Origin of the sequence: Janibacter zhaoxuefangae (genome assembly GCF_050271985.1) — a bacterium.
Lineage (GTDB): Bacteria > Actinomycetota > Actinomycetes > Actinomycetales > Dermatophilaceae.
Window position 1 is genome coordinate 2,178,964 of the sequence record NZ_CP189849.1, and the last position, 26,789, is coordinate 2,205,752.

Annotated in this window: 24 protein-coding genes and 2 riboswitches; of the genes, 6 read left to right on the forward strand and 18 right to left on the reverse strand. The window is 71.2% G+C overall.

What is annotated here, in order from left to right:
- Positions 1-23: 23 nt before the first annotated feature.
- Together ACQBAS_RS10205 and ACQBAS_RS10210 are read right to left on the reverse strand one after the other, a co-directional pair.
- Positions 24-545, reverse strand: coding sequence for a LysM peptidoglycan-binding domain-containing protein (locus ACQBAS_RS10205; RefSeq protein ID WP_427383687.1), 522 nt, complete (start codon positions 543-545; stop codon positions 24-26).
- Positions 546-716: 171 nt separating this feature from the next.
- A complete protein-coding gene (locus ACQBAS_RS10210) occupies positions 717-2,132 on the reverse strand; it encodes a GntP family permease (protein ID WP_427383688.1) in 1,416 nt (471 codons plus the stop codon).
- Positions 2,133-2,255: 123 nt separating this feature from the next.
- Between ACQBAS_RS10210 and ACQBAS_RS10215 the strand changes: the two genes are divergently transcribed.
- A complete protein-coding gene (locus ACQBAS_RS10215; protein ID WP_427383689.1) occupies positions 2,256-3,248 on the forward strand; it encodes a malate dehydrogenase in 993 nt (330 codons plus the stop codon).
- Between the two features lie 418 nt (positions 3,249-3,666).
- Here ACQBAS_RS10215 and ACQBAS_RS10220 read toward each other — a convergent pair whose 3' ends face one another.
- Both ACQBAS_RS10220 and ACQBAS_RS10225 read right to left on the reverse strand, forming a co-directional pair.
- A complete protein-coding gene (locus ACQBAS_RS10220) occupies positions 3,667-4,023 on the reverse strand; it encodes a DUF3017 domain-containing protein (RefSeq protein WP_427383690.1) in 357 nt (118 codons plus the stop codon).
- Complete coding sequence (locus ACQBAS_RS10225; protein WP_427383691.1) at positions 4,007-4,879, reverse strand: bifunctional methylenetetrahydrofolate dehydrogenase/methenyltetrahydrofolate cyclohydrolase; 873 nt, start codon at positions 4,877-4,879, stop codon at positions 4,007-4,009. Before ACQBAS_RS10225 ends, ACQBAS_RS10220 begins: the two co-directional genes overlap by 17 nt.
- A gap of 18 nt (positions 4,880-4,897) precedes the next feature.
- On the opposite strand from ACQBAS_RS10225, the gene ACQBAS_RS10230 reads away from it, so the two are divergent.
- Positions 4,898-5,407: a GNAT family N-acetyltransferase gene (locus tag ACQBAS_RS10230; RefSeq protein WP_427383692.1), complete on the forward strand. Its 510-nt coding sequence runs from the start codon at positions 4,898-4,900 to the stop codon at positions 5,405-5,407.
- Between the two features lie 124 nt (positions 5,408-5,531).
- On the opposite strand, the gene ACQBAS_RS10235 is transcribed toward ACQBAS_RS10230, so the two are convergent.
- From ACQBAS_RS10235 to ACQBAS_RS10260, 6 genes are all read right to left on the reverse strand, one after another.
- Complete coding sequence (locus ACQBAS_RS10235) at positions 5,532-6,674, reverse strand: N(5)-(carboxyethyl)ornithine synthase (protein WP_427383693.1); 1,143 nt, start codon at positions 6,672-6,674, stop codon at positions 5,532-5,534.
- Positions 6,671-6,805: a hypothetical protein gene (locus tag ACQBAS_RS10240; RefSeq protein ID WP_427383694.1), complete on the reverse strand. Its 135-nt coding sequence runs from the start codon at positions 6,803-6,805 to the stop codon at positions 6,671-6,673. Before ACQBAS_RS10240 ends, ACQBAS_RS10235 begins: the two co-directional genes overlap by 4 nt.
- A gap of 31 nt (positions 6,806-6,836) precedes the next feature.
- Positions 6,837-7,799, reverse strand: a complete 963-nt coding sequence (locus ACQBAS_RS10245) for a DMT family transporter (RefSeq protein ID WP_427383695.1) — start codon at positions 7,797-7,799, stop codon at positions 6,837-6,839.
- A gap of 8 nt (positions 7,800-7,807) precedes the next feature.
- Positions 7,808-9,424, reverse strand: coding sequence for a bifunctional phosphoribosylaminoimidazolecarboxamide formyltransferase/IMP cyclohydrolase (purH, locus tag ACQBAS_RS10250; RefSeq protein WP_427383696.1), 1,617 nt, complete (start codon positions 9,422-9,424; stop codon positions 7,808-7,810).
- Positions 9,425-9,456: 32 nt separating this feature from the next.
- A riboswitch (ZMP/ZTP riboswitch) is annotated at positions 9,457-9,534 on the reverse strand.
- A gap of 1 nt (position 9,535) precedes the next feature.
- Positions 9,536-10,162, reverse strand: coding sequence for a phosphoribosylglycinamide formyltransferase (purN, locus tag ACQBAS_RS10255; protein ID WP_427383697.1), 627 nt, complete (start codon positions 10,160-10,162; stop codon positions 9,536-9,538).
- Positions 10,163-10,205: 43 nt separating this feature from the next.
- The gene (locus ACQBAS_RS10260; protein ID WP_427383698.1) at positions 10,206-11,492 is read right to left on the reverse strand and encodes a DUF6350 family protein; all 1,287 of its coding nucleotides are present in this window, start codon (positions 11,490-11,492) and stop codon (positions 10,206-10,208) included.
- Positions 11,493-11,719: 227 nt separating this feature from the next.
- Between ACQBAS_RS10260 and ACQBAS_RS10265 the strand changes: the two genes are divergently transcribed.
- Positions 11,720-12,208, forward strand: a complete 489-nt coding sequence (locus tag ACQBAS_RS10265; RefSeq protein WP_427383699.1) for a SigE family RNA polymerase sigma factor — start codon at positions 11,720-11,722, stop codon at positions 12,206-12,208.
- Positions 12,201-13,592 carry a hypothetical protein gene (locus ACQBAS_RS10270; protein ID WP_427383700.1) on the forward strand — a complete coding sequence of 464 codons (1,392 nt, stop codon included), beginning with the start codon at positions 12,201-12,203 and terminating at the stop codon, positions 13,590-13,592. Before ACQBAS_RS10265 ends, ACQBAS_RS10270 begins: the two co-directional genes overlap by 8 nt.
- Before the next feature lie 72 nt (positions 13,593-13,664).
- On the opposite strand, the gene ribH is transcribed toward ACQBAS_RS10270, so the two are convergent.
- The 8 genes from ribH to ACQBAS_RS10310 all read right to left on the reverse strand — a co-directional run bounded on the left by ribH (position 13,665) and on the right by ACQBAS_RS10310 (position 24,128).
- Positions 13,665-14,138 carry a 6,7-dimethyl-8-ribityllumazine synthase gene (gene ribH / locus ACQBAS_RS10275; protein WP_427383701.1) on the reverse strand — a complete coding sequence of 158 codons (474 nt, stop codon included), beginning with the start codon at positions 14,136-14,138 and terminating at the stop codon, positions 13,665-13,667.
- The gene (locus ACQBAS_RS10280) at positions 14,135-15,427 is read right to left on the reverse strand and encodes a bifunctional 3,4-dihydroxy-2-butanone-4-phosphate synthase/GTP cyclohydrolase II (protein ID WP_427383702.1); all 1,293 of its coding nucleotides are present in this window, start codon (positions 15,425-15,427) and stop codon (positions 14,135-14,137) included. The genes ribH and ACQBAS_RS10280 overlap by 4 nt, the downstream gene beginning before the upstream one ends.
- Positions 15,424-16,050 (reverse strand): riboflavin synthase, encoded by a 627-nt coding sequence (locus tag ACQBAS_RS10285; protein WP_427383703.1) that lies wholly within the window; start codon positions 16,048-16,050, stop codon positions 15,424-15,426. Before ACQBAS_RS10285 ends, ACQBAS_RS10280 begins: the two co-directional genes overlap by 4 nt.
- Before the next feature lies 1 nt (position 16,051).
- Positions 16,052-17,242 carry a bifunctional diaminohydroxyphosphoribosylaminopyrimidine deaminase/5-amino-6-(5-phosphoribosylamino)uracil reductase RibD gene (gene ribD / locus ACQBAS_RS10290; RefSeq protein WP_427383704.1) on the reverse strand — a complete coding sequence of 397 codons (1,191 nt, stop codon included), beginning with the start codon at positions 17,240-17,242 and terminating at the stop codon, positions 16,052-16,054.
- A gap of 122 nt (positions 17,243-17,364) precedes the next feature.
- A riboswitch (FMN riboswitch) is annotated at positions 17,365-17,512 on the reverse strand.
- A 386-nt stretch (positions 17,513-17,898) separates the two neighbouring features.
- Positions 17,899-18,792 (reverse strand): succinate--CoA ligase subunit alpha, encoded by an 894-nt coding sequence (gene sucD / locus ACQBAS_RS10295; RefSeq protein ID WP_427383705.1) that lies wholly within the window; start codon positions 18,790-18,792, stop codon positions 17,899-17,901.
- A 16-nt stretch (positions 18,793-18,808) separates the two neighbouring features.
- The gene (gene sucC, locus ACQBAS_RS10300; protein ID WP_427383706.1) at positions 18,809-19,987 is read right to left on the reverse strand and encodes an ADP-forming succinate--CoA ligase subunit beta; all 1,179 of its coding nucleotides are present in this window, start codon (positions 19,985-19,987) and stop codon (positions 18,809-18,811) included.
- Positions 19,988-20,218: 231 nt separating this feature from the next.
- Positions 20,219-21,811, reverse strand: coding sequence for a M4 family metallopeptidase (locus ACQBAS_RS10305; RefSeq protein ID WP_427383707.1), 1,593 nt, complete (start codon positions 21,809-21,811; stop codon positions 20,219-20,221).
- 244 nt (positions 21,812-22,055) lie between these two features.
- Positions 22,056-24,128: a M4 family metallopeptidase gene (locus ACQBAS_RS10310; RefSeq protein ID WP_427383708.1), complete on the reverse strand. Its 2,073-nt coding sequence runs from the start codon at positions 24,126-24,128 to the stop codon at positions 22,056-22,058.
- 278 nt (positions 24,129-24,406) lie between these two features.
- Here ACQBAS_RS10310 and ACQBAS_RS10315 point away from each other — a divergent pair, with 278 nt between their 5' ends.
- On the forward strand, positions 24,407-25,381 hold the full coding sequence (locus ACQBAS_RS10315) for an esterase/lipase family protein (protein ID WP_427383709.1): 975 nt from the start codon (positions 24,407-24,409) through the stop codon (positions 25,379-25,381).
- 141 nt (positions 25,382-25,522) lie between these two features.
- On the forward strand, positions 25,523-26,479 hold the full coding sequence (locus tag ACQBAS_RS10320; protein ID WP_427383710.1) for a M23 family metallopeptidase: 957 nt from the start codon (positions 25,523-25,525) through the stop codon (positions 26,477-26,479).
- Positions 26,480-26,789: the final 310 nt, after the last annotated feature.

A 26,789-nucleotide genomic window follows, 5' to 3' on the forward strand; every position in this document is an offset into this window, starting at 1 on the left:
GTCAGACGCTCACGAACGCAAGATCACTTGCTGGGGATCTTGAAGACGTCACCCGGGTGGATGAGGTCGGGGTTCGAGAGGTTGTTGAGCTCGGCCATCTCGCGCCAGTCAACGCCGTGGCGAGCCGCGATCTCCGAGAGGGTGTCGCCCGGCTTGACCGTGTAGGTCTTGTGCCCGGCGGACGGCTTGGGCTTGTCCGCCTTCGCCTCGCGCTCGGTGCCGCGCTGGGCGCGCTCGGCCTGACGCTTCTCGACCTCGGCCTTGTGCTTCTGCCACTCGGCCGACTTCTCGGCCTGCTTCTTCTTCGCGGCCTCGGCCTTGGCCTCGGCGGCCTCGGCGTCCTTCTTGGCCTTCTCCGCAGCCTCCGGGTCGGCCTTCGCTGCAGCCTCGTCGGCGCGGCGGCGAGCCTCGTCGGCCTCCTTCGTGGCCTCAGCGATCGTCTTGTCAGCCTCGGCCTTGGCCTCTTCGGCCTCCTTCGCCGCGCGCTCGGCCTTCTCGGCCTCGTCGACGGTGAGAACGTCCTTGATCGTGTCCAAGAATCCCATGGTTAAGCCCTTCTGTGGGTTTGACTTCACTGGGTTGCACGGCAGGTCAGGGACCGCAGTCCCCGATCTGCTCCGTCAACGAACCTATGCACATCCGCGCCGGAATGCCAGTTCAGGCGCACCTGGAGTGGCGTCTGTGACGGTCGTGACCCCTGTGACATCGGGGCACAGTCAGGCGACCAACCCGACGAGGAGCACCATCGGCAGCGACACGAGCGCGCCGAGGCTCGTGGCCAGCGTCAGGGTCTTGAGTGCACCCTGCGTCGAGAGCCCCAGGAGGCTCTTGAACATCCAGAAGAAGTTGCTGTTGACGTGCAGGGCGAACATCGCACCGGACGCGATCGCCAGGCCGATGACGACGGGATCGACACCCGTGGACGCGACGACGGGGGCGATGATGCCGGCCGCCGTGATCGCGCCGACCGAGACCGAGCCGATCGCGAAGTGCAGCACCGCCGCGATGAACCAGGCGAGCAGGATGCTGAGCACGACGGGCGCACCGGAGTCGGCCGAGAAGAGACCCGCGAGCGTCTTGTCGAGGCCGGTCGCCTTGATGACGGCGCCGAGCGAGCCACCGATGCCGGTGATGAGGAGGATCTCGCCGGTCGTGCGGAAGCCGGCCGACAGCGCCTCCTCCGTCCGGTCACCGCCGAGCGTGCGGCGCGCGAGGAGGAAGGCGATGAGCAGGCCGATGAAGAGGGCGATGTTGGCATTGCCGAGGAAGGCGAGGACGTCATTGGACACTCCGGCCAGCTCGGTGAAGGCGCCGGTCGCGATGAGCACGAGCGGCACGAGGATCGGGCTGAGACGCAGCAGCAGCGGCAGGCTGCGAGCGCTCTCCGGGACGAGGTCGTCCGCGTCGCTCGTGCCGGTGACGTGGCCGGTCTCGTGGATGGCCTCCCCGGCGGCGACGTAGGACGCGTGACCGGCATGCGCCGGGTGCTCGACCTCGTCCTCGTCGATGTCGGCGGCCTCGTTCCACCAGCCGGCCTTGAGCAGCACCTTGAAGAGGGCCGTCGTGATCAAAGCCGTGGCCAAGCCGATCGGGGCGCCAAAGAGCAGGTAGGTGCCCAGCGGCACCTCGAGCAGGCCCGCGACGGCAACGGCCGCCAGGCCCGGCACGACGAAGACGTAGCCGGCGAAGATGCCGATGCCGATGGCCCCCGCGAGCAGGGGCAGGCCCCGGCGGGGGTGCACGACGGGGGCGGCCTGGCGGGCCATCGGGGAGGCGAGGACGACCTGCACGTCGACGTAGATCGACGGGAAGATCGTCGCCAACGCCGCCGCCATGGCATAGGGCAGGCGGCCACCGACGCGGCGGGCGATGAGTTCGACGAGGGCACGGAAGGCGCCCGTCGCCTGCAGCAGCGCCCCGATGAGGACGCCGAAGCCGATGAGCAGGCCCACCTCGGCCATGATCTCGCCGAAGCCACCGGTGACGGCCGTGACGGTCCCCTCGAGCCCGACGCCGCCCGCCAGCCCGAGGTAGAGGGACGACAGGATCAGCGAGATGACCGGGTCGACCTTGAAACGAATGATGAGCAGGATCGCGAGCGCGATGGCCACGACGGTGTGGAGGACGTCCATGCCGATCAAGGCTAGCCACGTGAGCCTCCTCTCGTGCGTCGAGCCTGCCGCACGTCGCCACGTGGGTCGCTGCTAGCGTCGAAGCGACAGTTTCCCTGCCTCCCGCACGAAGGGGTCCCTCCCGTGAGCACCACTCCCGTCAAGGTCGCCGTCACCGGCGCCGCCGGCCAGATCGGCTACAGCCTCCTCTTCCGCATTGCCAGCGGTGCCCTCTTCGGTCCCGACACCCCCGTCGAGCTGCGCCTGCTCGAGATCACCCCGGCCCTCAAGGCCCTCGAGGGCGTCGTCATGGAGCTCGACGACTGCGCCTTCCCGACCCTGGCGAAGGTCGAGATCGGCGACGACGCGCGCCGCGTCTTCGACGGCGTCAACCACGCCCTCCTCGTCGGTGCCCGCCCGCGCGGCCCGGGCATGGAGCGCGGCGACCTGCTCGAGGCCAACGGTGGCATCTTCGCCCCGCAGGGTCAGGCCCTCAACGAGGTCGCGGCCGACGACGTGCACGTGACGATCACGGGTAACCCGGCCAACACCAACGCCCTCATCGCGCAGCAGAACGCGCCCGACATCCCGGCGTCGCGCTTCTCCGCGCTGACCCGCCTGGACCACAACCGCGCGATCAGCCAGCTCGCCGCCAAGCTCGGCGTGCCGGTCACCGAGATCAAGAAGATGACGATCTGGGGCAACCACTCGGCGACCCAGTACCCCGACCTGTTCCACGCCGAGGTCTCCGGCCAGAACGCGGCCGAGGCCGTGGGCGACCAGGCCTGGCTCGAGAGCACCTTCATCCCGACCGTCGCCAAGCGTGGCGCCGCGATCATCGACGCCCGTGGCGCCTCCTCGGCCGCCTCCGCCGCGTCGGCCACGATCGACCACGCCCGCGACTGGGCCCTCGGCACCCCCGAAGGTGACTGGGTGTCGATGTCCGTCGTGTCCGACGGCTCCTACGGCGTGCCGGAGGGGATCATCTCCTCCTTCCCCGTCACCGTCTCCGGTGGCGAGTGGAGCATCGTCCAGGGCCTCGAGATCGACGACTTCTCGCGTCAGAAGATCGACGCGTCGACGGCTGAGCTCGTCGAGGAGCGCGACGCCGTGAAGGCGCTGGGCCTCATCAAGTAGTCCCGACCGCGGGACGACGTGCGCGAAGGGGGCCGGTCACCGGCCCCCTTCGTCATGCCCGGGTGCCTCTCCCCCCACCCCTCCCTTCCGCCCGCCCCCTCCCTTCCACCCGAGTTTTGGACATCAGGTGTCCCACATCAGGCGCCACACCCGTCCGCGGGCCGAGTTTTGGACATCAGGTATCCAAAACTCGCCCGATCCGCCCCCTTCCCCCCGGGTTTTGGACATCAGGTGTCCCACATCAGGCGCCACACCCGTCCGCGGGCCGAGTTTTGGACATCAGGTATCCAAAACTCGCCCGATCGGCCCCCTTCCCCCCGGGTTTTGGACATCAGGTGTCCCAAATCAGGCGCTACACCCGTCCGCGGGCCGAGTTGTGGACATCAGGTATCCAAAACTCGAGGAGAGAGGGCGCGGGTCAGACGCCGCGAAGCGTGAGAGTGCTCAGGACGAGCAGGACCCCGAGGGTGAGATAGACGCTCACGTCCGCACCCACCGAGCGGATGGCGATGCCGCCGGCACGACTGCGAGGCAACGAGATCCGCAACGCCGCGGCGAGGAAGCACGCCCCCGCGAGGGTCAGGCCCGCCTCCCGGGTGCGGTCAAGGACGAAGAGGGTCGCAGACCCCGCGAGGACGGGCACGAGCAGCCACCACACGTTGAGCGGGTACTCCGTGGGTCGCGGCCGCAACCCGGAGATGGGGGGCGCCGGCGCCGGTTCCGCGGGAGCGACGGGCAGGTCAGCGCCGTCGTCCGCGTCAGGCCCGCTCGACACCGGCACGGCGTTCGGCGGCCTCGACCACGTTCGACAGCAGCAGCGCCCGCGTCATGGGGCCGACGCCGCCGGGGTTGGGGCTGAACCAGCCCGCCACCTCACGCACGCCGGGGTCGACGTCGCCGGCGACGCGCGAGCGACCGTCCTCCCCCGTCACGCGGCTCACGCCGACGTCGAGGACCGCGGCCCCGGGCTTGATCATGTCGGCCGTGATGAGGCCGGGGACACCGGCCGCCGCGACGACGATGTCGGCCTGACGCACCTCGGCGGCCAGGTCGCGAGTTCCGGTGTGGCACAACGTGACCGTGGCGTTCTCGGTGCGCCGAGTGAGGATCAGGCCGAGCGGACGACCGACGGTGATGCCGCGTCCGACGACCACGACCTTCGCGCCCTTGATCGGCACGTCGTAGCGGCGGAGCAACTCGACGCACCCGACCGGGGTGCATGGCAGCGGCGCCTCCTTGCCGAGGACGAGCCAGCCGAGGTTCGTCGGGTGCAGGCCGTCGACGTCCTTGGCCGGGTCGACGGCGGAGAGGATCGCGAACTCGTCGAGGCCGGTGGGCTGCTGCACGATGAAGCCGGTGCACTCCGGGTCCTCGTTGAGCTCGCGGACGACGGCGAGGACCTCCTCGAGCGTGGAGCCGGCGGGCAGGTCGCGACGGATGCTCGTGATACCGATCTCGGCGCAATCCTTGTGCTTGGCGCCGACGTACCACTGGCTCCCCGGGTCGTCACCCACAAGGACGGTCCCCAAGCCGGGGACGATGCCCCGCTCGGCGAGAGCGGCGACGCGCTCCCGCAGCTCGTCCTTGATCGTCGCGAGGATCGCCTTGCCATCGAGAATCTGAGCCGTCACGCGCCATATCCTGCCACGGTGCCGCACACCCCTCACGGCGCCCGCCCGGCGACCACCTTCACCACGCACCCCTACACCGACGACGAGGCGCAGGTCCTCATCGGGGAACTGATGCGCGACCTGTCGCGCCGCTACGGCAACGGCGACGACAGCGAAGGGGATGCGACGCCGGTCGAGCCGGCCGAGTTCGAGGCGCCTCGGGGCACCTTCGTCATCGCCCGCCGCGACGGCCACCCGCTCGGCTGCGTCGCGCTGCGCACGGTCGCGTCGCCCACCGACACGGTCGAGCTCAAGCGCATGTGGGTGCGCGAGCAGGCGCGCGGGACCGGGCTCGGCAAGGAACTCCTCGCCGAGGCCGAGCGGCGCGCGACTGCGCTGGGTGCGCGCCGGATCATCCTCGAGACCGGCACCGCCCAGCCGGAGGCGATCGCCCTCTACGAGGCCCACGGTTACCAGTCCATCCCGGCCTTCGGGTACTACGCGTGGAGCCCGCTGAGCCGGTGCTTCGGCAAGGATCTGACAGGCTGACCCCGTTCCGGCGGGCCGCCACCACCTCGACGTGTCCCCGGTCCACGCCCCACCATCCGCGGGGATGATCCGTGGACTCAACGCGGCATCCTCCAACTATCCGGGCGCTCCGCCCGCCGCCGCGTCACCCGACGCGGTGCGGCTCCTCGGCCGAGCGGCCCTGGAACTCGAGGATCGCCGGGTTGAGGATCCGGCCGTCGCGGATCTCGGTGGCTCGGGTCAGGGTCTCGTTGCCGAACCACGCCTCCGGCCCCGACATCACGGTCTCGATGAAGGGCAGCAGCGCTTCACTGTTCTCCCACGTCGCCGAGTTCCACAGATACGACGGGCTGTGGTCGACGGCGTAGTAACCGATGTGGTCGCCGACGGTGATCATCGGCTCCTCGAAGGTGGTCGGTGACGCCCACTCGAAGCCCATGCCCTCGTCGCACGACACATCGACGATGAGACTGCCGGAGCGGAAGGCGTCGAGGTCGCGCGTGCTCAGGTAGGTCAGCGGCGCGGCCGTGTCCTGAAGCGTGCAGTTGACGACGATGTCGTTCTCCGCGAGATAGGGCGCCAGCGGCACCCGCCCCTGATCGGTGATGACGTGCATCATCGAGGGGTCGTCGGGGTCATGGTCGATCTGGCGGATCCGCACCGAGTGGATCGGCGACCCGACGGCCGCCACCCCTCGCGTCGTGAGCACCGCGACATCGCTGACGCCGTGCGCCCGCAGGGCGGTGACGGCCCCCCGCGCCGTGGCGCCGAAGCCGATGACGACCGCGCTGAGTCGGCGGCCGTAGTCACCCGTGACGCCGATCAGCTCCATCGCGTGCAGCACGGAGCAATACCCGGCGAGCTCGTTGTTCTTGTGGAAGACGTGCAGCCCGACGTGCCCGTCCACCGTCCAGTGGTTCATCGCCTCGAAGGCGATGAGCGTCAGCTGCCGATCGATGGCCAACTGCGTCATCACCGGGTCCTGGACGCAGTGCGGCCAGCCCCACAACACCTGCCCGGCGTGCATGGCGGCGACGTCCTCGTGCTGCGGCTTGGGCAGCACCACCACGTCGGACTCGGCGATGATCTCCGCCCGCGTGGCAAAGCCCCCGACCAGCGACGCCAGATCCGCATCGCTGCGGCCGAAGCGCCCGCCAAAGCCGTGCTCCAGGGTGATCCGGGAGGCCACGTCGGGCGCGAGCCGGGTCAGATGGTCAGGATGGAGCGGGAGCCGGTGCTCGTTCTCCTTCGTCGACGTGCCGATGAGGCCCAGACTCAGGAGTGTCACTTCTTCTTACTACCGAGGCTCTCCATGCTGCTGGTCGGCCCGTTGGCCTTGTCGCGCTTCTCGGCCCGCTTCTCCTTGATGGATTTGGTGGCCTTCTTGCTCATCGTGTGGCGCGGCGACTTGTCGCTCATGGTTCTCCCTGATGGGGAAGCCTGAGTGGCTTCATCTCGCCACAGTACGCCCCGGTCGAGCGAACCAGGCCGCCATCGCGGCGGCAGCCACCGTGACGAGCACGCCGACGACGACGTGGGTCGTCACGAGGTCGCGCGTCTGCGGCGAGAGGAGGTCGAGCACGACGGCCGAGATGACCTGCCCCGTGAGCAGCACGAGCCCGAAGACGAGCACCCCGAGGTGCCGGACGGCCCACGCCGACATGGCGATGAACGCGATGCCGATGAGGCCACCGAACCACGCCCACCACGGCACGTCGCGGCCCGCCGGTGACACGAGGGTCAGCGATCCGGTGGCCAGCCGCACGAGGGCGATGACCACCAGCAGCGTCGTCCCGGTCACGAAGTTCATGAAGGTCGTCGACAGGACGTTGCGGCTGGCGATGTTGACCCGCCCGTTGGTGCCCTGCTGCACCGCGACGAGCCCGCCGACGACGAGCGAGACCAGCAGCGGGATCGGGTCGAACTCTCCCCCGCCCAGGCGGTCCCACACCGAAATGACGACGCCGACGAGCGCGATCACCGCCGCGGCAATCCGGTTGAGGTGCACCGGTTTCGGCCCGCCGGGGCCGATGCCGAGCCGGTCGACGACCAGCCCGCTGGCGGTCTGCCCGGCGACGCTGGCGACGGTGAAGAGGGCCACCCCGATCAGCGGCACCGACAGGCTCTGGGCGGCGACGAAGAGGGCCCCCGCGAGCCCGCCGATGCACTGGTACCAGCGCAGGCCCCCTTCGGCCAGACTTGCCCGCACCCGCGCCAACCCGCGCCGGACTGCGGGCACCGCGAGCACGAGCAGGCTGAGCACGACGAGGCCGGACCCGAAGCTCCACAGCGCCGCCTCGAGCGGCACGCCGAGCTGCGCCGACAGCCGTCCGTTCATCCGCCCCTGGATGGAGGTGAAGACACCGCCGACCAGCGCGCCAACCATCGCCAGCCGCCGGTGGCGGTGCTCCACGGGCATCATCAGTGGGCGAAGTGGCGGGTGCCGGTGAAGTAGAGCGTCACGCCGGCCGCCTGCGCGGCCTCGACGACCTCGGCGTCACGCATCGACCCACCGGGAGCGACGACGGCGCGCACGCCGGCGTCGAGGAGCACCTGCAGTCCGTCGGCGAAGGGGAAGAAGGCGTCGGAGGCCGCGACGGCCCCGGTCGCGCGCTCGGCGCCCGCGCGGTTGACCGCGAGGTGACACGAGTCGACGCGGTTGACCTGCCCCATGCCGATGCCGACGGAGGCGCCGTCCTTGGCGAGGAGGATCGCGTTGGACTTCACGGCCCGCACGGACCGCCACGCGAAGGTGAGGTCGGCGAGGGTCGCCTCGTCCGCGGCCTCACCGGCCACGAGGGTCCAGTGCTGGGCGTCGTCGCCGTGACCGGCGGTCGGCTTGTCGTCGGCCGTGGGCTCGACGACGGCGTCGATGGCGTCGCGCTGCTGCATGAGCAGGCCACCGGAGATCGGACGGATCTCGACCCTGCCGGGCGTCGGCGCCGGGCAGACGAGCAGGCGGATGTTCTTCTTCTCGGACAGCAGCGCGCGGGCGTCGTCGTCGAAGCCGGGCGCCACGACGACCTCGGTGAAGATGTCCTTGACCGTCTCGGCCATCTCGAGGGTGACGGGGCGGTTCGTGGCGATGATGCCGCCGAAGGCGGACACGGGGTCGCACGCGTGGGCCTTGCGGTGCGCCTGAGCGACGTCGTCACCGACGGCGATGCCACAGGGGTTGGCGTGCTTGATGATCGCGACGGTGGGCTGGTCGCCGTGGTCGTAGGCGGCGCGCACGGCGGCGTCCGCGTCGACGTAGTTGTTGTAGGACATCGCCTTGCCGTGGAGCTGCTCGGCCTGCGCCAGCCCCTGCTGCGTGCTGTCGCCCTGGGCGTAGAGAGCCGCGGCCTGGTGCGGGTTCTCGCCGTAGCGCAGGGTCGCGGAGCGGGACCACGTCGCGCCGGCCCACGCGGGGAAGCTGCTCTCCTCGTCGGGGCTGACGACCGAACCCATCCAGGACGCGACGGCGACGTCGTAGGTCGCCGTGTGGACGAAGGCCTTCGTCGCGAGCGCCTGGCGCTGCGTGAGCGTGAAGCCGCCCGCGCGGGCCGCCTCGAGCGTGGCCGGGTAGTCGGCGACATCGGTGACGATCGCGACGGACGCGTGGTTCTTCGCCGCCGCGCGCACCATCGTCGGGCCGCCGATGTCGATCTTCTCGATGCAGTCCTGGACGCCCGCGCCGGACGCGACGGTGTCGGCGAAGGGGTAGAGGTTGACGACGACGAGATCGAAGGGGGCGATCTCCAGGTCCTCGAGCTGCGCGACATGGTCGGGCAGGCGGGTGTCGGCGAGGATGCCGGCGTGCACGCGCGGGTGCAGCGTCTTGACGCGCCCGTCGAGGCACTCGGGGAAGCCGGTGAGGTCCTCCACCTTCGTCACGGGCAGGCCGAGCGCCTCGATGGCGGACGCGGACCCGCCCGTCGAGACGAGGGCGACGCCCGCGTCGTGGAGCCCGCGCACGAGGTCCTCGAGGCCGGTCTTGTCATAGACGCTGACGAGGGCGCGCTTGAGGGGGCGGGGGGCATCGGACACGGCGGTCATCGTTCTCCTGAGATGGGTCGGACGTTGTCGTCGTGAGGCACCCAGGCGTTCGATGCGCTCGACCTTCACTCCCTGGTGGTTGCCCACCTGCGCCAGTCGTGTGGGGCCAGTCTACCGGCGCGCGGGGAGGCCCTCGACGGCCAGTTCGCCGCGCGCGATGCGGGCGAGGACGTCGACGATGAGCTCTCGCTCCTGCACCTTGATCCGCTCGTGGAGGGTGTCCTCGGTGTCGCCGTCGAGGACGGAGACAGCCCGCTGCTCGAGGATCGGGCCGGTGTCGACGCCGGCGTCGACGACGTGGCAGGTGCAGCCGGTGACCCGCACGCCGTGCGCCAGCGCGTCGCGGACGCCGTGGGCGCCGGGGAACGAGGGCAGCAGCGCCGGATGGGTGTTGATGACGGGGACGAAGCCGAGCGTGGCCGGGCCGAGGATCTTCATGAAGCCGGCCGAGACGACGAGGTCGGGAGCGTGCGCGGCGATGGCCTCGCGCAGGGCGACGTCCCACGCCGCGCGATCGGGGTGGTCGCCGACGGGCACGACGAAGGTCGCGACGCCCGCGCGCTCGGCCCGCGTCAGTCCTTCGATGCCGGGCCGGTCCGCACCGACCGCGACGATCTCGACGGCGCCGTCGGCCGCGTCGGTTGCGGCCGTGTCGGATGCGGCCGTCGCGTCGAGGATGGCCTGGAGCAGGGTCCCCGAACCGGAGACGAGGACGACGACGCGCAAGGGCTGACTCACGCCCACGATCCTAGGCGGCTGCCTCGATCGGACAGCCTGGCGGTCAGCGCCGCAGCCGCCAGACATCGCGGCCGAGGACCACCGCGGCGCCGATGCCGAGTTCGAGGAGCAGCGCGAGGCCGAGTGCGGCGGCGGGGGCACCGACATCCGAGAGGCGGGCCGCACCGAGCGAACCGCCACCCACCGCGTCGAGCGCGACGAGGGCGGCCACCGCCACGACGACCGCGGAGCCGACGGTGGCGACCTTCACTCCCGGCGACGCGAGTCGCGACATCGACCCGAGCACTCGACGCGCCACATAGGCGCCGGCGATGACCGGCAGCAGCACGAGGAGGCGGGTCACGACGGGGAAGCCGCCCGGCTCGGGGTGCGCGGCGAAGACGGGGATGAGCGGCAGCAGCGACGTCTCCGCGCCACCCCAGCCCGCGTGGGCGCCTTCGGCGAGGTCGAAGCCGGGACCGGCGAGGAAGGAGACGCCCCACAGGCCGAGGTTCGGCAGCGCAAGGACCTGCGCCAGCGTCAGGACGAGCCCGCCGAGGAGGCCGGCGCCGAGCTCGGCCTGCACGTGCGCCACCCGCGAGAAGTGGAAGACCACCGCGAGGGCGATGAGTGTCGTGCCCATGACGAGCAGCGCCGCGGCTCCCTGGAGCCCCGGGCGCAGGGCGCGCTGGACGCTCGACGGCAGCCGATCGAGCAGGTCGTCGAGGTCCCCGCGGCGGTGCAGAACCCAGGCCGCCCCGAGGGCGGGAGCGAGGACGAAGGGGAGCAGGAGCGTGATGGCGACGGGCCGGACGGGGCCGGCGAGGGTGACGAGCCAGGCCAGGACCCCGACGACGATCCAGCCGCCGAGCCAGGCCGCCCAGGTGCGCGGGTCCTCGGGGTCGGCAGGCTCGAACGGCTCAGCCGAATCCGTGTCGTCCGCGTCGGAGCGTGCTGCGAGCGCATCGATCCCGATCGGGCCATCCCCGGCCGCGTCGTCCACGTCGTCGTCATCCGGCCAGCGCACCGACCGTGAGAACCCCAACGCGGCGAGCGCGACGACGCCGGCCAGTCCCAGCAGCGGGGTGAAGGCGACGACGGCGTCGCCGACGCCGAGCCTGGCGCCGCCGAGGAGGAGCCACACGGCCGAGCCGCCGCCGACCGCCGACCCGAAGGACGTCTGCGAGTGCGGCGCGGTGAGCACGCCCAACGTCACGAGTGCCGTGACGACGAGCCACCCGAGCAGCGCCGTCAGCGCCCCGCCGAGCACGGGAGCGGTCCACCGACCCCCGAGGTCGCGCGTCGCCCGCGGCTGCGTGGTAGCGGCGCGGAACATCTCCATCACGGTCATGCCAGCCTCATCGTCATCGCCGCCCATGCTCCCCGACGCGCGCCGCGAGATCACGGTGCCACTCCGGGCAGACCCGGGAAACCCCCTTCGGGCTCCCCTCCCCGCGCCCCCGACTGTGGGACCGTGGACGGGCGAACCCTCCTTCGCGACAACCCGAAATCGTGCCCGCACGGGGCAACCGAGGCGCCCTCCCCCGCGTCCGGTGAGTTGACAGCAAGGAGAGGCCAATGTCGGAGCAGGACTTTGACGCCTTCTATCGCGACACCGCGTCTCGCGTGATCCACCTCGTCTATGCGACGACGGGTGACCTCGAACTCGCGCGGGACTGCACCCAGGAGGCGTACACGCGAGCGTGGCAACGGTGGTCCACCGTGTCCCACGCGGACGACCCGCTCTCGTGGGTGCGCACCGTGGCCCGACGGCTCGCCATCTCGCAGTGGCGCAAGGACACCAACCGCACGAAGGCGGCCGTCCGCCACGGCCCCCTGCCGGACGGCAGCTCCCCGACCGAGGACCGGGTCCTCGTGGTCGAGGCCCTGCGCCAACTCAAACCCGACCTGAGGGAAGCCCTCGCCCTGCACTACCTGGCCGACCTCTCCGTCGACCAGATCGCCCAACAGACCAACAGCCCGAGCGGGACCGTCAAGGCCCGGCTCCACCGCGGACGAGCCCAGCTCGCCCTCGCCCTCACCCCCAGGGAGGCACCCCGTGACTGACAACGACATCGACACCGGCTGGCACGCCGACGACGACGAGCGCGTCCGTGCCGCCCTCGCGAGTCTGCGCCACGACGTCGACGCCCTGCCTCTGACCGACCCCCACTTCCTGCGGGCCGAAGGGGCCCGGCGCCGCCGCAACCGGCAACTCGCCTGGACCTCGGGCATCGCCGCCGCGGCGGTCGCCGTCGCCGCGATCGGGTTCTCCCAGCTGGCACGCCCCACGGCCAGTTCGACCGACCCCGCGTCGTCGGGGACCAGCACGTCGTCGTCGCCCTCGCCCTCCTCGTCGTCGCCCTCGCCCTCCTCGTCGTCGTCCGCCCCGTCGTCGTCCGGTCAGGTCACCCCCACCTCGCTGCACGTGCTGACCAAGGCCGACTGGGCGACCGTCGTGGGTGCCACTCCCCTCACCCTCGTCGACGCGGCCGCCGACGAGGCCGCCGACTGCGCCGTCCCGCCGGACCTGCCGGGGACGGCCCGCAGCGTGCACGCCGGCTCCGCGGACGCCGAGGTCGGCGGGCAGAGCATCTGGGTGGCGCCCTCGGCGACGGCCGCGGCGACTGCCGCCTCCGCGCTGGCGGAGGGGATGACCACCTGCGCCGCCCCCTTCCAGGCCGAGGTGATCAGCACCGACACCGCGATGCGGCTGTGGCGCTGGTCCACCCCCGACGCGGGGACGGGCTGGTGGATGACGAACGTCGCGGGTTCCGAGGTGGGCTACCTCTGGCTGGCCGACCCCGAGGGCGACCCGTGGACGCGCGAGCAGGTGACCTCCCTCGGCATGCGCGTGCTGGGCACGTCCTCCGAGGGCGACGGCGCGCCGGAGGCGAGCGCCCTGAGCGGCGAGATGTTCGTGCCCGCCGCGGACTGGTCGTCCCAGGCCCTGACGAAGGGGCACCCCACGGCCGGGGCGCAGCTGCACTACGAGGGACAGGACACGCTGATCGCGACCCTGCTCGACTGCGACAGCGACAACGACGGCCTGAGCGGTGACCCCTTCGCGGCCTCGGACACGTATGTCGGCGACGAGAACGTCATCATCCAGGGCATCCAGGACACGACGACCGGCTCCTTCGTCGGCCGCCAGCGCGTTCGGCTCTTCGAGTCCGCGGCCGCAGCGTCCGACTACAGCGCGCAGCTCCAGTCGACCGTGGCCGACGGCTGCACCTTCGCCAACGGCAAGACCACCGCCGAGGCCGGTGACGTCGACGGCACGTGGGCCACCACGACGACCTACAACGACGGCGACCCGGTCACCCGCTACGTCGCCGTGACGACCGCCGGAGCCCCGAACGCGATCATCACGATCGTGCTCGACGGCGTCACCGACCAGCAGGCCGGTCTCGACGAGGTCGCGCGGCTGGCCGCCAAGGCGCGCGGTTGAGCGGCGGTTGACGAGCGCCAGTGATCGGCGCGCGTCACCACCTGGGCTGACAGGGGCTGTCGAGAGCTCCCGTCAGCCCAGGTGCAGGTCGCGCAGCAGGACAGCCGTCGCGACGGCGGCCTCCGCTGCCTCGCGTCCCTTGTCCTCCGACGATCCGGGCAGGCCGGCGCGGTCGAGCGCCTGCTCCTCGGTGTCACAGGTCAGCAGCCCGAACCCCACAGGGGTGCCCGTGTCGAGCGCGACGCGGCTCAGGCCGTCCGTCGCCGCCGAGCAGACGTAGTCGAAGTGCGGGGTGCCGCCGCGGATGACGACACCGAGCGCGACGACGGCGTCGTGGCGCTGGGCCAGGCCCCGGGCGAGGATCGGCAGCTCGAAGCTGCCCGGCGCCCGCACGACGGGTACGTCGCGCACCCCGGCGTCCTGCAGGGCCGCCAGTGCCCCGTCGATGAGCCCGTCCATGACGACGGTGTGCCACTGCGAGGCGACGATCGCCACCCGCAGGCCCTCCGCCCGGACCGCCAGGCTCGGTGCTCCGTGGCCACTCATGCGTTCTCTCCCGTCCGCCCCGCCGACCCGGCGGGACTCTCGACCTCGAGCCACGGTAGGTGGTGGCCCATGCGCACGCCCTTCGTGCGCAGGTAACTGATGTTGTCGTCGCTCACCCCGACGACGAGCGGCACCTGCTCGGTGACGTCGATGCCGTGGGCGGTGAGGGCGGCCGCCTTCGCCGGGTTGTTGGTCAGCAGGCGCACCCGGTGCACGCCGAGGTCGCGCAGGATGTGCGCGGCCGCGGCGTAGTCGCGGGCGTCGTCGGGCAGACCCAGGCGACGGTTGGCGTCGACGGTGTCGGCCCCTTCGTCCTGGAGCGCGTAGGCGCGCAGCTTGTCGACGAGGCCGATGCCGCGACCTTCGTGGCCGCGCAGGTAGAGCACGATGCCGGTGCCGGCCTCGACGACGTCGTGCAGGCTCGCCTCGAGCTGGGGGCCGCAGTCGCAGCGGCGCGAGCCGAAGACGTCGCCGGTGAGGCACTCGCTGTGCACCCGCACGAGCACGGGCGCCCCCGCGGCGACGGCGCGGTCGAGATCGCCGTGGACGAGCGCGATCTGGTCCTCGAAGAGCCCCTCGATGCTCGGCCGGTAGCCGTGCGCCGTGAACTGTCCGTGTCGGGTCGACAGTCGCGTCGTGACGACCCGCTCGACGTGCGACTCGGTGCGGGCGCGGTGGGCGATGAGGTCCTCGATGGCGATCAGGCGCAGGCCCTGCTCACGAGCGAAGGTCGCCAGCTCCGGCAGGCGCATCATCGAGCCGTCGTCGTTGACGAGCTCGCAGATGACCCCGGCCGGGGCGCGCCCGGCGAGGCGGGCGAGGTCGACGGCGGCCTCGGTGTGGCCGGGGCGCATGAGCACGCCACCCTCGCGGGCGCGCAGCGGGAAGACGTGACCGGGGCGGGCGAGGTCGTCGATCCGGGTGGCCGGGTCGGCGAGGAGACGGGCCGTTCGCGCGCGGTCGGCCGCGGAGATGCCGGTGCTGACGCCGTCGCGGGCGTCGACGGAGACGGCGTAGGCGGTCCCCTTGCTGTCCTGGTTGATCGCGGTCATCGGCGGCAGGCCGAGGCGGTCGAGGTCGTCGCCGGTCATGGCGACGCAGATGACTCCGGAGCCGTGCCGGACCGTCAGACCCATGATGGCGCTCGTCGCCGCGTCGGCGGCGAAGATGAGGTCGCCCTCGTTCTCACGGTTCTCGTCGTCGACGACGACGACGGGGCGGCCCGCCGCGATGTCGGCGATGGCGTCCTCGATGCGGTCGAGGACGATCGGGGTCTCGTCGGTGCTCATGCGGGTCCTCCGTTGTTGTGCTCGGCCGCGGCGGCCTGGTCGAGGCGCTCGACGTACTTGGCGATGACGTCGACCTCGAGGTTGACGGGGTCGCCGATCCCCTTGTGCCCCAACGTGGTTGCGGCCAGCGTCGTCGGAATGAGGCTGACGGTGAACCAGTCGTCCCCGACCTCGACGACCGTCAGGCTCACGCCGTCGACGGTGATCGATCCCTTGGCGACGACGTAGCGGGCGACGTCCGCCGGCAGGGCGAAGCGCACGATCTCCCAGCGCTCGCCGGGGATCCGGTCGGTGATGCTGGTCGCCGCGTCGACGTGCCCCTGGACGAGGTGTCCGTCGAGTCGGCCGCCGAAGAGGAGCGGGCGCTCGAGGTTGACGCGGTCGCCCGGCGTCAGCGCCCCGAGGCTCGTGGCGCGCAGCGTCTCCGCCATGACGTCGGCGGTGAAGCGGCCATCGCGGATCTCGTCGTCGACGACGGTGAGGCAGACGCCGTTGACGGCGATCGAGTCGCCATGGTGGGCGTCCGCGGTCGTCACGGGCGCCGAGACGGTGAGGCGGACGGAGTCGCCGAGGTCGTCGATGGACACGACCTCGCCGAGCTCGGCGACGATTCCGGTGAACACGTCAGTTCTCTCCTTCTCGCTCCGCCGGGTGGCGAAGGGTGGTGGCTGTGGTGGTGCTGGGCTGGGGCAGGAAGTGGGCGTCGAGGCGCACGTCGGGGCCGACGCGGGCGACGTCGTCGATGACGAGCCGCCGGGCCCGGTCGATCGTCGTGACGCCGAAGGGGGCCAGCCCCGCCGCGCCCTCGCCGAGCAGCGCGGGCGCGATGTAGGCGATGACCCGGTCCACGAGACCGGCCCGGACGAAGGCGGCCGCGAGCGTCGGTCCGCCCTCGAGGAGCACGGAACGGATGCCCTTGGTGTGCATGGCAGCCAGGAGGGCGTCCAGGTCGAGGCCACCGTCACGACCGACCCGCGGCAGGACGAGCACCTCGTGACCGCGGCTGGTGGCGACACCCCGGAGCGCCTCGACGGCTGCGGGGTCGGCGTCGTCCGCGACGACGACGAGGGTCGGCGCCGCGTCGTCGAGGACGCGCGCGCTCGCGCCAAGGGTCGCGCGGGAATCGAGGACGACCCGCAGCGGCTGCGTCTCACGAGGGGCCGGCCTGCCCCCTTCGTCGCGGACGGCGAGGTGCGGGCCGTCGGCGGCCAGCGTCCCGCCGCCGACGAGCACGGCGTCCCGCTCGGCGCGCAGGGCGTGGACCTGCCCGCGGGCCTGCTCCGACGTGATCCAGCGACTCGTGCCATCCGCGGCGGCGACGCGACCGTCGAGGGTCGTCGCGACCTTCCACGTGAGGTGCGGGCGGTGGCGGCGGATGGCCGTCAGCCAGGCCTCGTTGACCCGCTCAGCCTCGTCGGCGAGGACGCCGACGGTGACGTCGAGGCCCGCCGCCCGTAGCCGCGCGACGCCGCCCGAGGCCTCGTCCGTCGGGTCGGGGACGGCGACGACCACGCGGACGATCCCCGCGGCGAGGAGGGCCTCGCTGCACGGGCCGGTGCGGCCGGTGTGGTTGCAGGGTTCGAGGGTGACGACGGCGGTGCCGCCCGCAGCGCGCTCCCCCGCCGCGGCGAGGGCGACGACCTCGGCGTGCGGACCGCCGGCGAACTCGTGCCAGCCCTCCCCCGCGATCTCGCCCGCGGCGTCGAGGATGACGCAGCCGACGACGGGGTTGGGGCTCGTCCGGCCGAGGGCGCGCGCGGCCAGCTCGACGGCGCGGCGCATCGCCGCGGTCTCGCTGCTGGGGGCTGTGGGCACCCGGTCCGCCTCTCGTGGGGCGTCCTCCGGGGTGCTCCGATGCAGCCCTCGGCGGGCACACCGGAGATCGACGGACCGCCACCCACGACCGACCGCAGGGGTCACCCGAGTGCGTCGATCCGCCGCGCGCTGCCTTCCATCCGGACTTTCACCGTCGGCACCGGAATTCCACCGGTTCGGCCCTCGGACTCTCGACGGATGTCGGGAGGATCCTCGGGTTCGCGGACTGTCACCGCCGGTTCGGAATTACACCGACCCCGGAGCACGCAAGCTGATCTCGTACAGAGGGGAACTCTACCGCCGCGCCGGCCATTCCCCTTCGCCCGTTGGTCCACGTCACACCCGAGCCCGCCCAGGAATGGACACCTGATGTCCCAAACCCGGCCAAAGAAGGCCCTAGCCGCCCAGGAATGGACACCTGATGTCCCAAACTCGGCCAAAGAAGGCCCTAGCCGCCCAGGAATGGACACCTGATGTCCCAAACTCGGCCGAAGAAGGCCCCAGCCGCCCAGGAATGGACACCTGATGTCCCAAACCCGGCCGAAGAAGGCCCCAGCCGCCCAGGAATGGACACCTGATGTCCCAAACTCGGGAAGGGGGATGACGAAGGCCCCCACCCGCGAGCGGGTGAGGGCCTCCTTCTCGAGCGCTCCGACTTACTTCTGGAGGCCCTTCATGATTTCGCGCATCAGGTCGGCGGTCGCGGACGGCGTCTTGCCGACCTTGACGCCGGCGGCCTCGAGGGCCTCCTGCTTGGCGGCCGCGGTGCCCGAGGAGCCGGAGACGATGGCGCCGGCGTGGCCCATGGTCTTGCCCTCGGGAGCGGTGAAGCCGGCGACGTAGCCGACGACCGGCTTCGTCACGTGCTCCTTGATGTAGGCCGCGGCGCGCTCCTCGGCGTCGCCACCGATCTCACCGATCATGACGATGGCGTCGGTCTCGGGGTCGGCCTGGAAGGCCTCGAGCGCGTCGATGTGCGTCGTGCCGATGACCGGGTCGCCACCGATGCCGACCGCGGACGAGAAGCCGAAGTCCCGCAGCTCGTACATCATCTGGTAGGTCAGGGTGCCCGACTTCGAGACGAGGCCGATGCGGCCCGGGCCCGCGATGTTGGCCGGGATGATGCCCGCGTTCGACTTGCCGGGGCTGATCAGGCCGGGGCAGTTGGGGCCGATGAGGCGCGTCGTGCCCTTCTCGACGGAGTAGGCATAGAACTCGGCGGAGTCCTTGACCGCGATGCCCTCGGTGATGATCACCGCGAGCGGGATCGCCGCGTCGATCGCCTCGACGACCGCGCTCTTGGCGAAGGCCGGCGGGACGAAGATGACGGACACGTTCGCGCCCGTCTCGGCGATGGCGTCGGCCACGCTGCCGAAGACGGGGACGGAGACTCCGCCCTCGAACTCGACCTTCGTGCCGGCCTTCTTGGGGTTGACCCCACCGACGATGGTGGTGCCCGAGGTGAGCATGCGCTGCGTGTGCTTCATGCCCTCGGAACCGGTCATGCCCTGGACGATGACCTTGGAGTTGTCATCCAGAAAAATTGCCATTGCGTGTCTCAGTTCCTCACTTGGATGCCAGTTCGGCGGCCTTGCGGGCAGCGCCGTCCATGGTCTCTTCGATGGTCACGAGCGGGTGGTTGGCCTCCGCGAGGATGCGGCGACCCTCCTCGACGTTGTTGCCGTCGAGACGGACGACGAGCGGCTTGGTGGCCTCCGTGCCCAGGGCGTTCAGCGCGCCGACGATGCCGTTGGCGACCGCGTCACAGGCGGTGATGCCACCGAAGACGTTGACGAAGACCGACTTGACCTGCTCGTCACCGAGGATGATGTGCAGGCCGTTGGCCATGACCTCGGCCGAGGCGCCGCCACCGATGTCGAGGAAGTTGGCCGGCTTCGGCTGGCCCGGGAACTCCTCGCCGGCGTAGGCGACGACGTCGAGGGTCGACATGACCAGGCCCGCGCCGTTGCCGATGATGCCGACGGAGCCGTCGAGCTTGACGTAGTTGAGGCCCTTCTCCTTGGCAGCAGCCTCGAGCGGGTCGGCCGCGGCCTTGTCCTCGAGCGCAGCGTGCTCCGGGTGACGGAACTCGGCGTTGCCGTCCAGGGTCACCTTGCCGTCGAGCGCGAGGATCTTGCCGTCCTCGTCCTTGACGAGCGGGTTGACCTCCACGAGCGTGGCGTCCTCGTCGCGGTAGACGACCCACAGCTTCTTGAGGACGTCGGCGATGGCCGCCTTGTCCGCCTCGTCGAAGCCCGCGGCGTCGACGATCTCCTTGGCCTTGGCGTCGTCGATGCCGACGTTGGGGTTGACCTCGATCTTGGCGAGGGCCTCGGGACGCTCGACAGCGAGCTGCTCGATGTCCATGCCGCCTTCCTTGCTGCACATCGCAAGGTAGGAGCGGTTCGCGCGGTCGAGCAGGATGGAGAAGTAGTACTCCTCGGCGATCCGTGCGCCTTGGGCGATCATCACCGTGTTGACGGTGTGACCCTTGATGTCCATGCCGAGAATGGCCTCGGCGTGCTGCTGTGCCTCGTCGGCCGTCTTGGCGACCTTGACACCGCCAGCCTTGCCGCGCCCGCCGGTCTTCACCTGGGCCTTGACCACGGTGACGCCGCCGCTCTTGGCGCCGATCGTCTCGGCGGCTGCGCGGGCCTCCTCCGGGGTCGTCGCGACGGCGCCGGCCAGAACCGGGACACCGTGCTTCTCGAACACATCGCGTGCTTGGTACTCGAAGAGATCCACGAGACTAAGTCCGTCCTCACTCGTGTAGAAGATGGTCGGGTCCGAGACTAGACCCGCACCGGGCCCCGGCGCTGCGGGGGCGCCGGGGTGAACAGCCGTCTGTGACCAGCAACACGGGGCCAGCATCACGGCCAGCACGGGACCACACAGCACGAAGGGGATGGAGCGGGTCTCCCCGCACCATCCCCTTCGCTCCGGCCTCCGCTCACCGGCGGCGGCCACCCGCCGACGTCAGCAGGTCTGCGTCCCCGCGGGGACCGCGATCGCGCTGAAGGCGGCTGCGACGGCCTGGCACTCGACGCTGCCGGCGCCGTAGAGCTCCTTGGCCGAGGCGATGGCCCCCTGGCGGGCGGCCTTGTAGTCGCTGCGGCTCGTCAGCTTCGTGCTGAGCGTGCGGTACCAGATCTTCTCCGCCTTGGTGTGGCCGATACCGGTGACGCTGGAGCCGTTGCAGGTCGGGCTGTTGTAGTTGACGCCGTTGATCGACTTCGCACCCGAACCCTCGGAGGCGAGGAAGAACCAGTGGTTGAGCGGACCGGACGAGTAGTGCGGGTCGAGGCGGCTGGTGCTGCTGCTCCAGCAGTCCTGCGAGCGCCCGTCCTTGCTCGGCTTGTCCATGTAGCGCAGCGGCGTCCCGTCGCCGTTGATGTCGATCTCCTCGCCGATGAGGTAGTCCGGGGCGTCATTCGCGGCGTTGGCGTGGAATTCCACGGCCGTCCCGAAGATGTCGGAGGTGGCCTCGTTGAGCCCGCCGGCATCGCCGCGGTAGGCCAGCCCGGCCGTGTTCTCGGTGACGCCGTGGCTCATCTCGTGTGCCGCGACGTCGATCTCGACGAGGGGGTTGGCGTTGCCGGAGCCGTCGCCGTAGGTCATCTGGGTGCCGTCCCAGAAGGCGTTGACGTAGGAGTTGCCGTAGTGGACGCGGCTGCGGGCACCGGCGCCGTTGTCCCAGATGCCGTTGCGGCCCTGCTGGGTCAGGTAGTAGTCGAAGGTCTTCTCGGCGCCGAACTGGGCGTCGACGGCGGCGGACTGGCGGCTGGAGGTGCTGCCGTTGCCCCAGATGTCGTCGGCGTCGGTGAACTCGGTGCCGGTGCCGGTCGTGCCCTGGTTGAGGTCGGTCGTGTAGTTGCCGTGGGCGTCGCGCAGCCGGTATGCGCCGCTCGTGCCCGTGGTGTTCAGCGTGACGGTGCCGGAGTAGATCGAGTTGCCGGTGCCCTCGACGATCTCGTCCCACGAGTCGAGGATCCTGCCGTTGCGGGCGTCGACGACGGTGTGCAGGCGCGACGGCGTCTGGTTGGCGCGGATGCCGGTGGTGACGACGTCGTAGGCCAGGCGGGGACTGGTGCCGCCGGCGAAGACGACGAGCTCGGCGCGGGACTGCTCCCCCATCGCCTTGCTCGCGCGGGCACCGGTGGAGGTGGCCTCGGCCTTCGCCAGGGTCGGGGTGATCGAGGAGACGGCGACGTCACCGGAGGAGTTCTTGCGGACCTGACGCACGCTGCCGGACGGGCTCGCCTCGACGACGAGGTCGCCACCGATGACCCGCAGGCCGCGGAAGGTGCGGTCGTAGCGCGTGTGGGTCGTGCCATCGGCGTCCGTGACGACGCTGCGCGCGACGAGGCCCTCGTCCGCTGACAGGCCGAGCCGGGCGGCGGTCGCGGCCGCACCGGAGGCGGCGGCCCGCAGCGCGGGGCTCGGGTCGCCGGGCTGGGCGGCCGCGGTGACGGCGGGCTGGGCACTCGCGACACCGGTGGCGGCGAGCGGGGCGATGACGGCGGCCGCGGTGGCGAGCCCGAAGGCGGCGCCCTGGGTCAGTCGATTCACGTACTTCTCCTCACGTGCGAGCCCCGGGCGGTTCCCGGGGGCGACTGCGGCGCCGTGGCCGCGCCCCGTGTGGGGGGCCCGGTCGGCGGCGTCGGTGAACCGTCCTCCCCGATTGCGTTGTGGCGCAATGATTTTGGTGAAGTCTTGACCGAACCCGGGGTCATTCATGGCCAACACCAGCCGGATGCACGACGAAGGGGGGTGGCGCGGATCGCGCGCCACCCCCCTTCGTGCTGGGCCGTCGTCAGCTCGTGCTGACCGCCGTGTCGTCGACGACGAACGACGTCTGCAGCGAGCTGTCCTCGGTGGCGCTGAACTTCACCGTCACCGACTTGCCCTTGTACGCGGACAGGTCATACGACTTCTGCACCCAGGTGCTGTTGGCGTCCCGGTTGCTCAGGGACGTCAGGGTCGTCGTGACGCCGTTGACGACGATCTGGGCCTTGAAGGTGTCGTAGGCCGTGGTGAGGCTCTCGGCCGTGTCGACGCGCACCCAATAGGTCAGCTTCGGGGCGGTCGCCGTCGACGGGACCGTCACCGTCTGCTGCTCGGACTCCGAGGCGCTGCTGCCGTTGCCGCCGAGCCACAACTTCCACGAGCCGGTGCGGGCCGGGCGGCCCGTGTTGTTGGTGATCGGACCGGCCGAGCCGGTCCAGATCGTCGCGCCGGACTCGAAGCCGGGGTTCTGCAGGAGGTTGCCGGTCGGCTCCGGGACCGGGGTCGTCGAACCACAGGTCTGGCTGCCGGCCGGGACCGCGATGGCGTTGAAACCCTTCTCGACCGCCGCGCACTCGGCACTGGAGGCGCCGTACAGCTCCTTCGCCGAGGCGATCGCGCCCTCGCGGGCGGCCTGATAGGAGCTGCTGCTCGTGAGCTTCGTGCTCAGCGTGCGGTACCAGATCTTCTCGACCTTGAGGTGCCCGATCCCCGTCATCGTCGAGGAGTTGCACGTCGGGCTGTTGTAGCTGACACCGTTGATCGTCTTGGCGCTGGAGCCCTCGGAGACGAGGTAATACCAGTGGTTGAGCGGGCCCGAGGAGTAGTGCGGGTCGAGGTTCTTCGTCCCGGTCGTCCAGCAGTCCTGCGAGCGGCCGTCTCGGCTCGGCTTGTCCATGTAGCGCAGCGGCGTCCCGTTGCCGTTGATGTCGATCTCCTCGCCCATGAGGTAGTCAGGCTTGTCGACGGAGGAGTTGACGTACCACTCGACGCCCGCGCCGAAGATGTCCGACGTGGCCTCGTTGAGCCCGCCCGCGTCGCCGCTGTAGACGAGGCCGGCCGTGTTCTCCGTGACGCCGTGGCTCATCTCGTGGGCGGCGACGTCGAGTTCGGTCAGCGGATTGGTGTTGCCGGAGCCGTCGCCGTAGGTCATCTGGGTGCCATCCCAGAAGGCGTTGACATAGGAGTTGCCGTAGTGGACGCGGCTGCGCGCGCCGGCGCCGTTGTCCCAGATGCCGTTGCGGCCCTGCTGCGTGGAGTAGTAGGCGAAGGTGCGCTCGGCCCCGAATTGCGCGTCGACGGCCGCGGACTGGCGGCTCGTCGTGCTGCCGTTGCCCCACACGTTGTCGGCGTCGGTGAACTCGGTGCCCGTGCCGGTCGTGCCCTGGTTGAGGTCGGTCGTGTAGTTCCCGACGCTGTCACGGAGGCGGTAGGCGCCGCTGCTGCCGGTCGTGTTGAGGGTGACGGTGCCGGTGTAGATCGAGTAGCCCGTGCCCTCGACGATCTCGTCCCACGAGGCGAGGACGCTGCCCGAGCGGGCGTCCACGATGGTGTGCAGGCGCGACGGGGTCTGGTTGGCGCGGACGCCGGTCGTCACGACGTCGTAGGCCAGGCGCGGCGACGCCCCGCCGGCCCACACGACGAGCTCACCGACTGACTTCTCGCCGGTCGCGCGGGCCTGCCGCTCGCCGGTCGCGAGCGCGGTCGCCTTCGCCAGGGTCGGCGTGATCGAGGAGACGGCGACCTTGCCGCTCGCGTTCGTGCGGACCTGGCGCACGCTGCCGGACGGGCTCGCCTCCACGACGAGGTCGCCACCGACGACGCGCAGGCCGCGGAAGGTGCGGTCGTAGCGCGTGTGCGTCGTCCCGTCGGCGTCGGTCACGACGCTGCGGGCCACGAGGCCCTCGTCGGCGGACAGGCCGAGCCGGTCGGCGGTGGCGTCCGCACCGGAGGCGGCGGCCCGCAGCGCGGGGCTCGGATCCCCGGGCTGAGCGGCGGCGGCCCGGACGGTGGACGGGGTGGCGGTGGCGACGGACGAACCGGCGACAGCCGTGGCGACGACGGCGAGACCGAAGGCGGCACCCGTGGACAGTCGATTCACGTACTTCTCCTCACGTGCGAGCCCCGGGCGGTTCCCGGGGCCGACTGCGGCGCCGGGACCGTGGGGCTGGGTATGGCCCGGGACTCGGCGTCGGAGGCACGCTCGCGGCGGGATACCCCGCGCGGCAATGGATTTGACCAACCTGGGCGGTGGGCTGGAGATTTTCTGACCTGTCCTTGGCGACAATCCGGCGGCGCGGCCGCCTTCGTCAAGAATTGACTGGTTGACGGTCTCGTTGACCCTTCAATCTCGCGACGACATGGGCTAGGTTCGCCAGCGTGACGACCGCCGCCCCCACCACGCGCTGGGACCACGACGTGGGCCAGGCGGCGGGCAGCACCTCCCGGAGTCTGCGTGGCGCAGCCCGAGGTGTCAGCCACGTCCTGCGCGACGTCGGCAGCGTCCTGCGCGAGCGCGCCGCGGCAACCGCGACCCCGGCCGGCCTGCTGGGCACCGCGACCGAGACGCTGTGGCTGACCGCGCACGCCGTGACCTACCCCTTCGGGCTCCTCGCGGGCGAACGCGCCACCGGACATCGCGGCTACCGCGTCGAGGACCTCACCCCGTCGCAGCGCGGCCTGCTCATCGCCGACGTCGAGGCTGCGGGCACGCCGATCCTGCTGCTGCACGGGATGATCGACAACCACTCGATCTTCACCCTGCTGCGCCGTGGGCTACGCCGCCGAGGCTTCGGGCAGCTGCACGTCATGAACTACTCGATCTTCACCGCCGACGTCCGGGTGGCCGCCGCCCGGCTCGCGCACGAGGTCGAGCGGGTCTGCGCCGAGACCGGCTACGAGCGCATCCACATCGTCGGCCACAGCCTCGGCGGCCTCATCGCCCGCTACTACGTGACCCGGCTCGGCGGCGACGAGCGAGTCCACACCGTCGTCACCCTCGGAACCCCGCACAACGGCACCTATGCGGCGCACCTGCTCCCGACGTCGATCGGCCGGCAGATGCGACCCGGCTCGCCGCTGCTGCGCGAGTTGGCCCAGCCCGTGCCGTCCTGCGCGACGCGCTTCATCTCCTACTGGTCGGACCTCGACGAGGCGATCATCCCCGCGCAGTACGCCCAACTGCGGCACGACGATCTCAACGTCACGAACGTCGACCTCAGCGGCGTCGGGCACCTGTCGCTGCCGATCCTGCCCGCCGTCGTCTCCGGCATCTCGACCTCCCTGGCCATGCTCGACGCCGAGGGGCACACGGTCGCCTCCGGAGTCACGCCCCTCGATACGCGACGCCGCTGACATGTGCCGCTCCGACACGATCCGTCATGCCCGGTGCGCCCGGGCGGAGGCGGCGATTGTGGGTAACGGAATGATCACGGTAGGCTTCGCCGCACAGTGCACGTCCCCCACCGGCGTGATCCCCACCCCCACGAGGACGTCGTGAGCAAGTACAGCGGGCGCCACGGCGCCAAGCCCGGAGCAGGCACGGGCCACAAGGCCCTCGCGCCTGCGGTGATCCGTCGCGACGCCAGCGAGCCCTACGTTCCGCGCCGTGCCGCGCCCCGCCCGGCCCGCCGCGGGTCCGCCTTCGTCCGGGTGCCGGCGACCGCCGTGTCGCGCACGCTCCGCACCGGCAACGCGCTCCCCGGCCTCGCCGCCGCCGCGCTCGTCGTGTCCGCGGCTGGCGCCTCCGTCGCCCAGTCCTCGGCTCAGCCGCTCTCCCCCAACGCCTTCGCCGCCACCCTCAGCGCGTCCCCCTCGCTCGGTGACGCCGTCGCCGTCGCGGAGACCGAACAGGCCGACGCCCGTCGCGACACCGTCGACCTCAACGCACGTCGCGCTGCCGCTGCATCGGCCGAGTCGGTCGCGCAGATCCGCGAGGCCGAGGCCGAGCGTGCCGCCCGCGCGAAGGAGCGCCGGGCCATCGCGAAGAAGGCCGCCGCCGAGCGCGCCCGCGAGAAAGCGGCCCAGGAGAAGGCGCAGAAGGAGGCCGCGCGTCAGCGCGCCCTCGCCAAGGCCTGGACCCTGCCGGTCAAGGCCCCGATCACCTCCGGCTTCGGCTACCGCTGGGGCCGACTGCACGCGGGCATGGACTTCGGCGCCAGCATCGGCACGCCCCTGCTGGCCATGAGCAAGGGCACGGTCACCTTCGCCGGCATCCAGGGCGGCTACGGCAACAAGGTCGAGATCACGTACGAGGACGGCACCGTCTCCTACTACGGCCACATGAACAGCATCTCGGTCGTCACCGGCCAGTCCGTCATCTCCGGCCAGTCCGTCGGCACCGTCGGCAACACCGGTCAGTCCACGGGCCCGCACCTCCACCTGGAGATCCACCCCGGTGGCGGCGGCGCGGTCGACCCGTACGGCTTCCTCAGCGGCAAGGGTCTGCTCTGACCCGCTGACCGCGGCCCCCTTCGGTCGAGTTTGGGACATCAGGTGTCCAAAACTGGGCGCACCCGGCCCCCTGCGGTCGAGTTTGGGACATCAGGCGTCCATTCCTCGGGGCAGGCGACCCCCTGCGGTCGAGTTTGGGACATCAGGTGTCCAAAACTGGGCGCGGACGGCCCCCTTCGGCCAGGTTTGGGACATCAGGTGTCCATTCCTCGGGGCAGGCGACCCCCTGCGGTCGAGTTTGGGACATCAGGTGTCCAAAACTGGGCGCGGACAGCCCCAATCGGCCGAGTTTGGGACATCAGGTGTCCAT

Excerpts from the sequence above, each read along its gene's own strand:
- ACQBAS_RS10205 (WP_427383687.1), bottom strand. The coding sequence starts at position 545 with ATGGGATTCTTGGACACGATCAAGGACGTTCTCACCGTCGACGAGGCC.
- ACQBAS_RS10210 (WP_427383688.1), bottom strand. The coding sequence starts at position 2,132 with ATGGACGTCCTCCACACCGTCGTGGCCATCGCGCTCGCGATCCTGCTC.
- ACQBAS_RS10240 (WP_427383694.1), bottom strand. The coding sequence starts at position 6,805 with ATGAGCGACAAGTCGCCGCGCCACACGATGAGCAAGAAGGCCACCAAA.
- purH (WP_427383696.1), bottom strand. The coding sequence starts at position 9,424 with ATGACCGCCGTGTCCGATGCCCCCCGCCCCCTCAAGCGCGCCCTCGTC.
- ACQBAS_RS10260 (WP_427383698.1), bottom strand. The coding sequence starts at position 11,492 with ATGACCGTGATGGAGATGTTCCGCGCCGCTACCACGCAGCCGCGGGCG.
- ACQBAS_RS10265 (WP_427383699.1), top strand. The coding sequence starts at position 11,720 with ATGTCGGAGCAGGACTTTGACGCCTTCTATCGCGACACCGCGTCTCGC.
- ribH (WP_427383701.1), bottom strand. The coding sequence starts at position 14,138 with ATGAGTGGCCACGGAGCACCGAGCCTGGCGGTCCGGGCGGAGGGCCTG.
- ACQBAS_RS10280 (WP_427383702.1), bottom strand. The coding sequence starts at position 15,427 with ATGAGCACCGACGAGACCCCGATCGTCCTCGACCGCATCGAGGACGCC.
- sucD (WP_427383705.1), bottom strand. The coding sequence starts at position 18,792 with ATGGCAATTTTTCTGGATGACAACTCCAAGGTCATCGTCCAGGGCATG.